Raw genomic sequence first — 13,971 nt, forward strand, 5'->3', positions numbered from 1 at the left:
ATGCCGACGAACCGACGACTGCTGACCGCACTGGCCGGCGCCGCCCTGCTGATCGGAGGCGTGTCGGGACCGGCCGTGTCCGATGAGGCGGGCCGCTCCGGGGGTCACGAGGACGAACGCCGGGTGCTGGTCTTCTCCAAGACGGCAGGCTTCCGCCACGACTCGATCCCCGAGGGCGTCACGGCCGTACGGGAACTGGGCGCGGCCCACGGCTTCGCGGTCGACGCCACGGAGGACGCCGGCGCCTTCACCGCCCGCAACCTCGGGCGCTACGACGCCGTGGTGTTCCTCTCGACGACGGGTGACGTCCTCGACCCGGCCCAACAGGGCGCGTTCGAGCGGTACATCAAAGGCGGGGGCGCCTACGTAGGCGTCCACGCCGCCGCCGACACCGAGTACGACTGGGCCTTCTACGGCGGACTCGCGGGCGCGTACTTCCAGTCGCACCCCGCGATCCAGCCCGCCACGGTCGACGTCGAGGACCACGCCCACCCGGCCACCGCCGGACTGGGCGCGACCTGGAACCGCACGGACGAGTGGTACAACTACCGCTCCAACCCCCGTGAACGGGCCCATGTCCTCGCCTCGCTCGACGAGTCGTCGTACAGCGGCGGCACCATGAAAGGCGACCATCCCATCGCCTGGTGCCAGAACTACCAGGGCGGCCGCGCCTTCTACACCGGTGGCGGCCACACCAAGGCGTCCTTCGCCGAACCCGCCTTCCGGCAGCATCTGCTCGGCGGTATCCGGTGGGCGATCGGCGAGTCCCGCGCCGACTGCCGCCCGGAGAACGGGTACCGGCCGCTGTTCGACGGAACCTCCCTGGACGGCTGGCGGCAGGCGGGACCCGGCTCGTTCACCCTGTCCGACGACGGCACGATCACGTCGTCCGGCGGGATGGGCATGCTCTGGTACGCCGGCCGGAGCTTCGGGTCGTACTCCCTGAAGCTCGACTGGAGGATGTCCGGCGCCTCGGGCGACGACAACTCCGGGGTGTTCGTGGGCTTCCCGCCCTCGGACGACCCCTGGTCGGCCGTGAACAACGGCTACGAGGTCCAGATCGACGCCACGGACGTATCCGAGAGGACCACCGGGTCCGTCTACGGCTTCCGGTCCGCCCACATCAGGAAGCGCGACCGCGCCCTGAACCCGCCGGGTGAGTGGAACACGTACGAGATCCGCGTGGAGGGCGAGCGTCTGCGCGTCTGGCTCAACGGCAAGAAGATCAACGATTTCACCAACACCGATCCGGTACGGAGTCTGCGCGAGGGGCACGTCGGCCTCCAGAACCACGGGGCCGGGGACCAGGTGTCCTTCCGTGACGTCCGGATCAAGGAACTGCCCGCACGGGCCGCCGACCGGGCGGACCCGCCGCCGGGCGACTGAGCGACGGCGGGCGGGGGACGCCGGACCTCCGCCCGCCGTCCTGTCCCTTCTCCCTTTTCTGTTCCCTCTTCCCCCACGGAGGGTTCCCGGCCCTTCCCACCCCTGGCCCGACGAGGAGGCTGCCCATGTCCGCGTCCGTGTCCGTCACCCCACCGAGCGTCGGCGTCTGGCTGATCGGAGCACGGGGTTCCGTCGCCACCACCGTCGTCGCGGGCTGCGCGGCCGTCACGGCGGGCCTGCACGCCCCGACGGGCATGGTCACCGAGACCCCCCTCTTCGCCGGGACGCGCCTTGTGCCCCTGTCCGCCCTCGCCTTCGGCGGCCACGACACGGTCGACTGCCCCCTGCCCAAACGGGCCGAGGCCCTCGCGGCCGGGGGCGTCCTGCCGCACGGCCTTCCGGCGGCCGTCGCAGCCGAACTGGCCGTCGCCGACCGGGAGATCAGGCCCGGCGGCCCCCTCCCGGGCGACACCAGGACCCCCGACGAGCTGATCTCCTCCCACGCCGCCGACATCCAGGACTTCGTACGCCGCCGGAACCTGACCCGGGCCGTGGTGGTCAACGTCGCCTCCACGGAACCCGCGCCCACCGGCGCCGCCCTTCCTCCCAGCTCCCTCTACGCGGCGGCCGCCCTCCGCGCGGGCTGCCCCTACGTCAACTTCACCCCCTCGACCGGTCTCCACCACCCGCTACTGGCCCCGCTCGCCGTCTCCGCCGGACTCCCGTACGCGGGCCGCGACGGCAAGACCGGCCAGACCCTGCTCCGGTCCGTCCTCGGCCCGATGTTCGCCCAGCGGGCCCTGGCCGTCCGGGCCTGGTCCGGCACCAACCTCCTCGGCGGGGGTGACGGCGCCGCCCTCGCCGACCCGGCCGCCGCGGCTGCCAAGAACGCCGGCAAGGAACGCGTCCTGACCGACAGCCTGGGCGCCACCCCCGAGGGCGAGACCCATATCGACGACGTTCCCGCCCTCGGCGACTGGAAGACCGCCTGGGACCACATCGCCTTCGACGGTTTCCTCGGCACCCGGATGGTCCTCCAGACCACCTGGCAGGGCTGCGACTCCGCCCTCGCCGCCCCTCTGGTCCTGGACCTCGCCCGCCTCCTGGCCGGGGCCCACGCGGCGGGCCTCACCGGGCCCCTCGCCGAGCTGGGCTTCTACTTCAAGGACCCGGTGGGGGACGGCCCGACGGCCCTGGGGGAGCAGTACGCGGCGCTGGCCGGGTTCGCAGAGCGGCTGCGGCCGGGGGCGAAACCCCGGACGCGGCCCCTGCGCGACCCGGAAGCCGGGCCGCAAGCCCCCGGGCCGGAAGCCGACCCGGAGGCCGAGCCGGAACCGGGGCGTGCGGCGCAACCGCGCGAGGAGACACGATGAGCCGCCACGACACCCCCCTCTCCTTCGGCTACGGCACCAACGGCCTCGCCGACCTCCGACTGGACGACGCCCTCGCCCTCCTCGCCGACCTCGGCTACGACGGCGTCGGTCTGACGCTCGACCACATGCACCTCGACCCGCTCGCCCCCGACCTCGCCGCCCGCACCCGGCGCCTCGCCCGCCGACTGGACGCCCTCGGCCTGACCGTCACCGTGGAGACCGGCGCCCGCTATGTGCTCGACCCGCGCCGCAAACACGGCCCCACGCTGCTGGACGCCGACCCCGACGACCGTGCCCGCCGGGCCGACCTGCTGCTCCGCGCCATACGGGTCGCCACCGAACTCGGCGCCCACGCCGTGCACTGCTTCAGCGGCGTCGCCCCGCCCGGCACGGACGAGGACACCGCCTGGAAACGTCTGCCCGACGCGCTCACCCCCGTCCTCGACGCCGCCACCGCCGCCGGCGTCCCCCTCGCGATCGAACCCGAACCCGGTCACCTCCTCGCCACGCTCGCCGACTTCCATCGCCTGCGCGAGACCCTCGGGGACCCCGCCGCCCTCGGCCTCACCCTGGACATCGGTCACTGCCAGTGCCTCGAACCCCTCCCTCCCGCCGACTGCGTCCGCGCCGCCGCGCCCTGGGTCCGCCACGTCCAGATCGAGGACATGCGACGCGGCGTCCACGAGCACCTCCCCCTCGGCGAGGGCGAGATCGACTTCCCGTCCGTCCTCGCGGCGCTGGCCGCCGTCGACCACCGAGCCCTGACCGTCGTCGAACTGCCCCGCCACTCCCACGCCGGCCCGCACTTCGCCGAGCAGTCCCTCGCGTTCCTCGAACGGTCCCTCGGCCTCCGCCACAGCGCGACCGGCCGCACCATCCTTCCCGGGAGCACCCCGTGATCCACCACCACACCCCGGCCGGACCGACGGCCCACCCGGCGCACACCGCTCCCGCCGACCTGCACCGCCACCTCGACGCCCACCTCACCGAGGGCGCCCGCACCTGGCTGGCACGGGCGCTCGACGAGGCCGCCGACCATCCGGGCACCCATGGCCCCCTCGCCGTCTGGGAGCTGCGCCTCGCCGAGGCCGGCCGGCGCTGCGGCACCGAACACGCCGACGCCGTCCGCGTCCTGATCCTGCACGCGGCCCGCGCCGACGCCGACGCCCTCACCCGGGTCTACGACCAGGGCACCGCCGACGAACGCAGAGCGGTGCTCCACGCGCTGCCGCACCTCGTGCCCGGCCCCGAGGCGCTGCACCTCGTCGAGGACGCCCTGCGGACCAACGACACCCGTCTCGTCGCCGCCGCACTCGGCCCGTACGCCGCCCGCCGTCTGGCCCCGCACCACTGGCGGCACGCCGTGCTCAAGTGCCTGTTCACCGGTGTGCGCGTCGACGAGATCACCGACCTGGCCCGCCGCTCCCGCGGAGATGGCGAACTCGCCCGCATGCTCGGCGCCTTCGCCGAGGAACGCACCGCCGCGGGCCGTCCCGTACCCGAGGACCTGCACCGCGTCCTGGCCCTGACCGAGCCCCCACCGGCCGACGAGCACGACCTCGACAGCGCCCACGGCATCCACGGCACTCACGGCAAGGAGTCCTGATGCGCATCTTCGACCCCCACATCCACATGACGTCACGCACCACCGACGACTACGAGGCGATGCACGAGGCGGGCGTGCGCGCGGTCGTCGAGCCGGCCTTCTGGCTGGGCCAGCCCCGCACGTCGGCCGCCTCCTTCGTCGACTACTTCGACTCCCTGCTGGGCTGGGAGCCCTTCCGCGCCGCCCAGTACGGCATCGCCCACCACTGCGCCCTCGCCCTCAACCCCAAGGAGGCGAACGACCCGCGGTGCACACCGGTGCTAGACCTGCTGCCCCGCTATCTGCTCAAGGACCGGGTCGTCGCCGTCGGAGAGATCGGCTACGACTCCATGACCCCGGCCGAGGACCACGCACTCGAACACCAGCTGCAACTGGCCGCCGACCACGGCCTGCCCGCCCTCGTCCACACCCCGCACCGGGACAAGCTCGCCGGTCTGCGCCGCACCCTGGACGCCGTACGGGCCTCCGCCCTGCCCGTCGAGCGGGTGCTGCTCGACCACCTCAACGAGACCACCGTCAAGGAGGCCAGGGACAGCGGCGCCTGGCTCGGTTTCTCCGTCTACCCGGACACCAAGATGGACGAGGAACGCATGGTCGCCGTCCTCAAGGAGTCCGGCCCGGAGAAAGTCCTCGTCAACTCCGCCGCCGACTGGGGCAGAAGCGACCCCCTCAAGACCCGCAAGGTCGCGGACGCGCTGCTCGCCGCCGGGTTCGACGAGGACGACACCGACCTCGTGCTGTGGCGCAACCCCGTCGCCTTCTACGGACTCAGCGGGCGCCTCGCCCTGGACGTCACCGCCACGGACCCCACGCACGAGGGCAACAGCATCCTGCGCGGCGGTGAGTGACCCGTGCGCTTCCGCCACCCCGACGGCTCCACCGTCCACCTCGCCTACTGCACCAACGTGCACCCCGCCGAGACCCTCGACGGCGTCCTCGCCCAGCTGCGCGACCACTGCGAGCCCGTACGCCGCCGCCTCGGCCGCGACCGCCTCGGCATCGGCCTCTGGCTGGCCAGGGACGCCGCCACGGCCCTGGTGACCGACCCGTCCGCCCTGCGCGGCCTGCGCGCCGAACTCGACCGGCGCGGCCTGGAGGTCGTCACCCTCAACGGCTTCCCCTACGAGGGCTTCGGCGCCGAAGAGGTCAAGTACCGCGTGTACCGGCCCGACTGGGCCGACCCCGAGCGCCTCGACCACACCACCTCCCTCGCCCGTGTCCTCGCCCGGCTGCTCCCCGACGACGTGACCGAGGGCACCATCTCCACTCTCCCCCTGGCCTGGCGCACCGCCTACGACGACAGCCGCGCCGCCCGCGCCCACGCCGCCCTGCGCACTCTCGCCGAACGCCTCGACGCCGTGGCCGAGCTGACCGGCCGCTCCATCCGCGTCGGCCTGGAACCCGAACCCGGCTGCACCGTGGAGACGACCGCCGACGCCATCGTCCCGCTGACCGCCCTCGGCCACGACCGCATCGGTGTCTGCGTCGACACCTGCCACCTCGCCACCTCCTTCGAAGACCCGCACACCGCCCTGGACGCGCTCACCCGAGCCCGCGTCCCCGTCGTCAAATCCCAGCTGTCCGCCGCCCTGCACGCCGAACACCCGCACCTCCCCGAGGTCCGCGAGGCCCTCGCCGCCTTCGCCGAGCCCCGCTTCCTGCACCAGACCCGCACCCGCTCCGCCGCCGGCCTGCGCGGCACCGACGACCTCGGCGAGGCGCTGGAGGGCGACACCCTGCCCGACGCCTCCCCCTGGCGCTCCCACTTCCACGTCCCGCTCCACGCGGCCCCCGCCGCACCCCTCACCTCCACGCTCCCGGTCCTCAAGGCCGCCCTCGCCCACCTCGTCGGCGGCCCCCACCCCCTCACCCGCCATCTGGAGGTCGAGACCTACACCTGGCAGGCCCTGCCACCGGAGCTGCGCCCCGGCACCCGCGCCCAGCTCGCCGACGGCATCGCCGCCGAACTCGCCCTCGCCCGGGACCTGTTGACGGACCTCGGCCTCAAGGAGCTGCCATGAGCCGGGACGACACCGCCCCGCACCCCGCAACGGCTTCCGCGCCCGCGTCCGGCCCCACCCCTCTCCTCGTCCTGGACGTCGTCGGCCTCACCCCCCGTCTCCTCGACCACATGCCCCACCTCAAGGCCCTCGGGCAGTCAGGCTCCCGCGCCCCGCTCGGCACCGTGCTGCCCGCCGTCACCTGTGCCGCCCAGTCCACCTTCCTGACCGGCACGCTCCCCGCCGAGCACGGCATCGTCGGCAACGGCTGGTACTTCCGCGAACTCGGCGACGTCCTGCTGTGGCGCCAGCACAACGGCCTCGTCGTCGGCGACAAACTCTGGGACGCCGCCCGGCGCGTCCACCCCGGCTACACGGTCGCCAACATCTGCTGGTGGTACGCCATGGGCGCCGACACCGACTTCACCGTCACCCCCCGTCCCGTCTACTACTCCGACGGCCGCAAGGAGCCCGACTGCTACACCCGGCCCCCGGCCCTGCACGACGAGCTCACCGACAGGCTCGGCACGTTCCCCCTGTTCCACTTCTGGGGACCGGGCGCCGACCTCGTCTCCAGCCGCTGGATCATCGACGCGACCCGCCACATCCTCCGCACCCGCCGCCCCGACCTGGCCCTGTGCTACCTCCCCCACCTCGACTACGACCTGCAGCGCCACGGCCCCGACGACCCGCGCTCCCTGAAGGCGGCCGCCGACCTCGACCGGGCCGTGGCACCCTTGCTCGACGACGCCCGCGCGCAGGGCCGAACCGTCGTCGCGCTCTCCGAGTACGGCATCACCCGCGCCGACCGCCCCGTCGACATCAACCGCGCCCTGCGCCGCGCCGGCCTCCTGGAGGTGCACACCCAGGACGGCATGGAGTACCTCGACCCGATGGCCTCACGTGCCTTCGCGGTCGCCGACCACCAGATCGCCCACGTCTACGTACGCCGCCCCGAGGATATGGACGCCACCAGGGAAGCCCTCGCGGACCTGCCCGGTATCGATCAACTCCTCGACGACGAGGGCAAGAAGGCCCACCACCTCGACCATCCGCGCTCCGGCGAACTCGTCGCCGTCGCGGAGCCGGACGCCTGGTTCACGTACTACTACTGGCTCGACGACGACCGTGCGCCCGACTTCGCGCGCACCGTCGAGATCCATCGCAAACCCGGCTACGACCCGGTCGAGCTGTTCATGGACCCGCTCGACCCGTATGTGAAGCTCAAGGCGGCCACGGCACTGGCCCGCAAGAAACTGGGCCTGCGCTACCGCATGGCGGTCGTGCCGCTGGATCCCTCGCCTATTCGCGGCAGCCACGGCCGCCTGCCCACGAGCGACGACGACGGTCCGCTCATCATCTGCTCCACCCCCCGAGCCGTCGGCGACCGCGTGGCGGCCACCGATGTGAAAGCACTCCTGCTGCGTCTGGCCGGTCTCCCCGACCGGTGACGAGCACCCCCATGTCCCGACTGGTCACAAGTGAAGCACTCACCACTGACAACGCCCGCCCACTCAGAGGAGTTCCAGGCATGAGCCGCACCGACAAGACGGATCCCGAACTCACCCACCGCCTCAGCAGACGAGGCATGCTCGGCGTCGCCGCGGGCGCCACCGTCGCCGCCCTGCTGGGCGCGGCCGCCCCCGCCCAGGCGGCCGCCGGCACCGAGGCGGCCGCCGCGGGCAAGGGCCGGGGCCGCCCCGTGCTCCCGCCCGGCCGCCTCGGCATCCAGCTCTACAGCCTCCGCGACAAGGTCTCCACCCTCGGCTTCGCCCCCGTCTTCGCCGAGCTGAAGAAGTACGGGTACGACGAGGTCGAGTTCGCCGGCTACACCCAGGGCTCGGCGGGCCCGATCACCCTCACCCAGCTCAAGCGGCTGGCCCGCAACCACGGCCTGAACCCGATCGGCAGCCACGTCGGCTACTACGCGAGCGACCCGAACGCGTACACCTTCGCCCAGAACCTCACCAAGGTCCTCGACGACGCCCAGGCCCTCGGCCTGAAGCACATCGGCACCGCCGCCGGCCCCTTCCGATACGGGACGACCGTCGACGCGGTGAAGCGGGCCGCCCACGAGTTCAACACCTACGGCGCGGCCGCCAGGGCGCGGGGCATCAAGTTCTACCAGCACAACCACTCCGAGGAGTTCTCCTTCGCCACCGACAACCCCCAGGTCCGCCTCTACGACGTCCTGCTCCGCGAGACCGACCCCGACCTCGTCTTCCTGGAGATGGACATCTTCTGGGCGTACGTCGCCCAGTTCCGTTTCTCCAAGCGGCCCGACGGCACCGCCGCTCCCTTCGAGCCGCTCGACTACGTCCAGCGCCGCCCGGACCGATACCCGCTGTTCCACGTCAAGGACGGCGAGAGCGACCCGTCGAACCCGTACGGCTACCGCATGACGGACGTCGGCGACGGCGACATCGACTACCAGAAGTTCATCTCGGCCGTCAACGGTCTGAAGGGGTCCCGCCGCGCCCACCACTGGCAGGCCGAACACGACAACCCCACCGAGTCCTTCACCTTCGCCCGCCGCTCCAGCGAGCACCTGCACGCGCTGCGGGAGGAGAACTGACCGAGGCCGGGGAATCAACGGCAGCAGGCGGCCGCCCCGTGGTGCGGGACCACGGGGCGGCCGCCTGCTGCCGTACGCGAGGGCGTCAGGCCGCTTCGTCACCGAGGGGACGGGGGTTGGGAGCGATGTGCCGGTCGCGCGGCCGCCCCGGCGGGTGCAGGAAGATCGCCACGAACCCGGCGAACAGCGAGATGGAGCCGGCGAGCACGAAGGCGCCCGCGTAGTCCCAGGCGCCCACGACCACGGCGCCCATACCGGAGCCGAGCAGACCCGACACCAGCTTGGAGCTGTAGACGAGACCGTAGTTGGAGGCGTTGTTGTTCTCGCCGAAGTAGTCCGCGGTCATCGCCGCGAACATCGGGAAGATGGCCCCGCCGCCGAACCCGGAGATGCTGGAGAACACCAGGAAGAGCGGCAGGTTGCCGATGTTGCCGGACCAGAGGATGCCGTACTGGGACAGGCCCAGCACGATGCAGACGAAGATCAGACACTGCTTGCGGCCGTAGCGGTCGGAGAGCCAGCCGATGACACCGCGGCCGGTACCGTTGACGATCGCCTTCAGCGACATGGCGGTGGCCACGATCCCGCCCGCGAAACCGACCTCGTTGCCGAAGGGCACCTGGAAGGCGATGCCGAAGATGTTCACGCCCGAGGTGCACAGGAGGCAGAACCACATCAGCGCGACGCGGCCCGTCCGCCATGCCTCGCTCGGCGTGTACTGCTTCACGGCCGGCGGGTTCTTCTCCAGCGCGCGTCGCGCGCGCGGGTCGTCCGGCTTGCGCAGCGGGTCGACCTCGGCGGGCCACCAGTTCTTCGGCGGGTCCTGGAAGAAGTGACCCGCCACGGCGACGACCGCCGCGAGGAACAGACCGACGCCGACGAGCACCCACCGGAAGTTCGTCAGGTCCATGAACCCGGTGAAGATGAACACGAACGGCACCGAACCGTAGGCGAACCCGCCGTTCACGAAGCCGGTCTTGCCTCCCTTGCGCTCCGGGTACCACTTGCCGACCATGTTCACGCAGGTCGCGTAGACCATGCCGGCGCCCATACCGCTGAACATGCCGAAGCCGATGTATGCGACGACGACGTGCGGCGCGAACGCCAGGGACAGATAGCCGAGCAGGGTGCCGACGGCGCCCAGCATCATCGCCCAACGGGCCGGCAGTCTGCCGCTCTCCCGGAGCTTGCCCGCCGGGAAGGCCACCGCGGCCTGGAAGAACACCCACACGCCCAGCATCCAGAAGATGTGCTGGTTGCTCCAGCTGTGCGCGGTGTGCAGGGTCTCCTCGGCGGACGCGAACGCGTACTCCGCCGAGCTGATGCCCATCATGCCCACCCACGGCAGGATGACCATCCACTTGCGTTTGCGCCCCATGATGTCCAGGTCGGACTCGCCGATCCGGTACATCCTGCCGCCTGCGTCCGTCACCTCCCGGTAGGGGACGGGTGTGGAGATGTCAGTTGTTGCCATGTCGTTCGAACCCTCCGCGTGGAAGAAGTCTGGCCAGCGCCCCCTGTCCGTGCTTCTCTGCGCCGGGGCCCGCGGTGAGCGGTCGCCGCGGGCCCCGTGGTTCGGGCCGTCGCTCAGCTCATCGCCACCGCCCCCCGGCGACCGAGCCACCCGGGCCGGTCACAGCAGCCCCGCGGCCCGCGCCCACCGATACTTCGCGCCGAGGACGGCGACCGGCTTCTCGGTCGTGTACGGGTACGCCACGACCCCGTGCTCGAAGAGGTACTGGCACGCCTCCTCGACCTCGACGTCGCCCGCGAGCGACGCGACGACCGGCTTCTCGACGCCCCGCTCGCGGAACTCTGCCACCACGCGCGCGGTCAGCTCGGCGAACACCATGGGCGGGGTGACGATCGTGTGCCAGTAGCCGAGGACGAGCGCGTGGATGCGCGGGTCCTCCAGGCCCAGCCTGATCGTCGCCTCGTACGTCGACGGGGGCTCGCCGCCGGTGATGTCGACCGGGTTGCCGGCGGCCCCGAAGGGCGGGATGAAGGCGCGGAACGACGCGTCCAGGTCCGGCGGGATCTCCATCAGGGTCAGCCCGTTGTCGGTGACCGCGTCCGACAGCAGTACGCCGCTGCCGCCCGCACCCGTGATGATCACGACGTTGTCGCCCTGCGGAGCGGGGAGCACCGGCAACGCGCGCGCGTACTCCAGCATCTCGTTCAGGCCCGGCGCCCTGATGACACCGGCCTGTTTCAGGATGTCCTCGTACACGGCGTCGTCGCCCGCCAGCGCGCCCGTGTGCGAGCCCGCCGCCTTCGCCCCGGCCGCCGTACGGCCCGCCTTGAGGACCACGACCGGCTTCTTCGGGACGGTCGCCCGCGCGGCCTCCACGAAGGCCCGTCCGTCCTTCAGGTCCTCCAGGTGCATCGCGATGCACTCGGTGCGGGGGTCCTCGCCGAACCAGGTCAGCAGGTCGTCCTCGTCGAGGTCCGACTTGTTGCCGAGCCCGACGATCGCCGACACACCCGTCTTCGTGGTCCGCGCGAACCCCAGGATGGCCATCCCGATGCCACCGGACTGCGAGGTCAGCGCCACCCCGCCCTTGACGTCGTAGGGCGTGCAGAACGTGGCGCAGAGGTCCTGCCACGTCGAGTAGTAGCCGTAGATGTTCGGCCCGAGCAGCCGGATGCCGTGCCGCTCGGCGATCGCCACGATCTCGTCCTGGAGTTCGTGCTCGCCGGTCTCCGCGAAACCCGACGGGATCAGTACGGCGTTGGGGATGCCCTTGCGGCCCACCTCCTCCAGCGCCGCGGCCACGAACTTGGCGGGGATCGCGAAGACCGCCACATCCACCTCACCGGGAACGTCCGTGACACTCTTGTACGCCTTGCGGCCCAGGATGTCATCGGCCCTGGGGTTCACCGGATGGATCTCGCCCGAGAAGCCGCCGTCGACGAGGTTGCGCATCACCGAGTTGCCGATCTTGCCCTGCTCGTTGGAGGCGCCGATCACGGCCACCGCCGAGGGCTGCATCAGCCGGCGCATCGACGTGAGGATCTCCTCGCGCGTGTACCGGCGCCGCGGCTTCGGCACCGACTCCGCGAGGATCACCCGGATGTCCGCCGCGACCGCGCCCTGCGGGGTCGCGATCACCGGGTTGAGGTCGACCTCGGCGATCTCCGGGAAGTCCGCGACGAGTTCGCAGACCCGGCGGATCTGCTCCGCGATCGCCCACCGGTCCACGGCGGGCGCCCCGCGCACCCCGCGCAGGATCTCCGCCGCGCGGATCGAGTCCAGCATGGACAGCGCCTCGTCCGCGTCGACCGGCGCGAGCCGGAACGTCACGTCCTTGAGGACCTCCACCAGCACCCCGCCGAGCCCGAACGCGACGACCTTCCCGAACGTCTGGTCGGTGACCGCGCCGACGATGACCTCCTGCCCCTGCGGCAGCAGCTCCTGCACCTGGACGCCCTCGATCCGGGCGTCCGGCGCGTACGCGCGCGCGTTGTCGACGATCCGGTGGAACGCGGCCCTCACGTCCGCCGCGCCCTCCACCCCGACGATCACACCGCCCGCGTCGGTCTTGTGCAGGATGTCCGGCGAGACGATCTTCATCACCACCGGCCCGCCGAAGCGCGCCGCGAACGACACGGCCTCCTCGACGTCCCGCGCCAGCTCCTCGCCGGGTACGGCGATCCCGTACGCGTCGGCGACCACCTTGCCCTCGGGAGCGGTCAGCGCGCTGCGCCCCTCGGCCCGTACGGCGTCGAGGAGTCCACGTACCCTCAGCACCCGGTCTTCGGCCATCAATCAGATCACTCCGTCCGACTTGAGCAGGCGCAGCTCCTCGTCGCCGAGCCCCAGCTCGCCGACGTAGACCTCTTCGTTGTGCTCGCCCAGCAGGGGTGAACTGGTCACGTCCACGGGGGAGTCGGACAGCTTCAGCGGGCTGCCGACGGTCACGAAGTCGCCGCGCTCGGGGTGCGGCACGGTGACGACCATCTCGTTGGAGACCAAAGACTCGTCCTCGATGATCTCCTTGGTGGAGAGGATCGGCCCGCAGGGGATGTTGTGGTCGTTGAGCCGCTCCAGCACCTCCCACTTGGGCAGGGTGGCCGACCACTCCTCGATGAGCTGGAACATCTTGCCGAGCTTGGGCAGCCGGGCCTCCGGCGTCGCCCACTCGGGGTCCTCCGCCAGTTCGGGCCGGCCGATCAGCTCGCTCATCGGCCGCCAGCCGACGGGCTGCACGATGACGTACACGTAGTCGTTCGGGCCGCCCGGCGCGCACTTCACGGCCCAGCCGGGCTGGCCGCCGCCGGAGGCGTTCCCGGACCGGGGAACCTCGTCGCCGAAGTCCTCGTTGGGATATTCACGGAGCGGGCCATGGGCCAGCCGCTGCTGGTCCCTCAGCTTCACCCGGCAGAGGTTGAGGACGGCGTGCTGCATGGCCACGTTGACCCGCTGGCCGCGCCCGGTCGACTCCCGCTGGTACAGCGCGGCGAGAATCCCCGCCACGGCGTGGACGCCCGTGCCCGAGTCCCCGATCTGGGCACCCGTCGCCAGCGGCGGCCCGTCCTCGAAGCCGGTGGTCGCCATGGAACCGCCCATGGCCTGCGCGACCACCTCGTACGCCTTGAAGCCGGTGTACGGACCGTCCCCGAACCCCTTGATGGAGGCATAGACGATCCGCGGATTGATCTCCTGGACGCGGTCCCAGGTGAAGCCCATGCGGTCGACAGCGCCGGGGCCGAAGTTCTCGACCATGACGTCGGAGCGCCGGATCAGCTCGGTGAGGATCTCCTTGCCGCGCTCGGTCTTGGTGTTGAGGGTGATGCTCCGCTTGTTGCAGTTGAGCATCGTGAAGTAGAGGGAGTCGACGTCCGGGAGGTCGCGCAGCTGCCTGCGCGTGATGTCCCCGCTCGGCGCCTCCAGTTTCACCACGTCCGCGCCGAGCCAGGCGAGCAGCTGGGTGGCGGACGGGCCGGACTGGACGTGTGTCATGTCCAGGACGCGGACGCCTTCGAGGGCCTTGCCGGGCGGGGTGGGCCTGACGGTCTCGGTGGTCACCG

11 protein-coding genes are annotated in these 13,971 nt (G+C 71.8%); 8 read left to right on the forward strand and 3 right to left on the reverse strand.

Going from position 1 to position 13,971, the window contains the following annotated elements; translation table 11 throughout:
* The 8 genes from STRBO_RS0113000 (at position 1) to STRBO_RS0113035 (ending at position 8,940) form a co-directional block, all read left to right on the forward strand.
* Entirely contained in the window at positions 1 to 1,386 is a 1,386-nt protein-coding gene (locus STRBO_RS0113000; protein ID WP_005482533.1) for a ThuA domain-containing protein, read from the forward strand.
* 125 nt (positions 1,387 to 1,511) lie between these two features.
* Complete coding sequence (locus tag STRBO_RS0113005; RefSeq protein WP_005482535.1) at positions 1,512 to 2,759, forward strand: inositol-3-phosphate synthase; 1,248 nt, start codon at positions 1,512 to 1,514, stop codon at positions 2,757 to 2,759.
* On the forward strand, positions 2,756 to 3,658 hold the full coding sequence (locus STRBO_RS0113010; protein WP_005482537.1) for a sugar phosphate isomerase/epimerase family protein: 903 nt from the start codon (positions 2,756 to 2,758) through the stop codon (positions 3,656 to 3,658). Before STRBO_RS0113005 ends, STRBO_RS0113010 begins: the two co-directional genes overlap by 4 nt.
* Positions 3,655 to 4,365 carry an EboA domain-containing protein gene (locus STRBO_RS0113015; RefSeq protein WP_005482538.1) on the forward strand — a complete coding sequence of 237 codons (711 nt, stop codon included), beginning with the start codon at positions 3,655 to 3,657 and terminating at the stop codon, positions 4,363 to 4,365. The genes STRBO_RS0113010 and STRBO_RS0113015 overlap by 4 nt, the downstream gene beginning before the upstream one ends.
* A complete protein-coding gene (locus STRBO_RS0113020) occupies positions 4,365 to 5,213 on the forward strand; it encodes a TatD family hydrolase (protein WP_005482540.1) in 849 nt (282 codons plus the stop codon). The genes STRBO_RS0113015 and STRBO_RS0113020 overlap by 1 nt, the downstream gene beginning before the upstream one ends.
* A gap of 3 nt (positions 5,214 to 5,216) precedes the next feature.
* Positions 5,217 to 6,386, forward strand: a complete 1,170-nt coding sequence (gene eboE, locus STRBO_RS0113025) for a metabolite traffic protein EboE (RefSeq protein ID WP_005482542.1) — start codon at positions 5,217 to 5,219, stop codon at positions 6,384 to 6,386.
* On the forward strand, positions 6,383 to 7,816 hold the full coding sequence (locus STRBO_RS0113030; RefSeq protein WP_005482544.1) for an alkaline phosphatase family protein: 1,434 nt from the start codon (positions 6,383 to 6,385) through the stop codon (positions 7,814 to 7,816). Before eboE ends, STRBO_RS0113030 begins: the two co-directional genes overlap by 4 nt.
* Positions 7,817 to 7,896: 80 nt before the next feature.
* Entirely contained in the window at positions 7,897 to 8,940 is a 1,044-nt protein-coding gene (locus STRBO_RS0113035) for a sugar phosphate isomerase/epimerase family protein (RefSeq protein ID WP_020114290.1), read from the forward strand.
* Between the two features lie 85 nt (positions 8,941 to 9,025).
* On the opposite strand, the gene STRBO_RS0113040 is transcribed toward STRBO_RS0113035, so the two are convergent.
* The 3 genes from STRBO_RS0113040 to frc form a co-directional block, all read right to left on the reverse strand.
* Entirely contained in the window at positions 9,026 to 10,414 is a 1,389-nt protein-coding gene (locus STRBO_RS0113040) for an OFA family MFS transporter (RefSeq protein ID WP_005482545.1), read from the reverse strand.
* A 159-nt stretch (positions 10,415 to 10,573) separates the two neighbouring features.
* Complete coding sequence (locus STRBO_RS0113045) at positions 10,574 to 12,706, reverse strand: acetate--CoA ligase family protein (RefSeq protein WP_005482547.1); 2,133 nt, start codon at positions 12,704 to 12,706, stop codon at positions 10,574 to 10,576.
* A 3-nt stretch (positions 12,707 to 12,709) separates the two neighbouring features.
* Positions 12,710 to 13,969, reverse strand: a complete 1,260-nt coding sequence (frc, locus tag STRBO_RS0113050; RefSeq protein ID WP_020665535.1) for a formyl-CoA transferase — start codon at positions 13,967 to 13,969, stop codon at positions 12,710 to 12,712.
* Positions 13,970 to 13,971: the final 2 nt, after the last annotated feature.

This window comes from Streptomyces bottropensis ATCC 25435, from assembly GCF_000383595.1.
In the GTDB taxonomy this organism is placed as follows: domain Bacteria; phylum Actinomycetota; class Actinomycetes; order Streptomycetales; family Streptomycetaceae; genus Streptomyces; species Streptomyces bottropensis.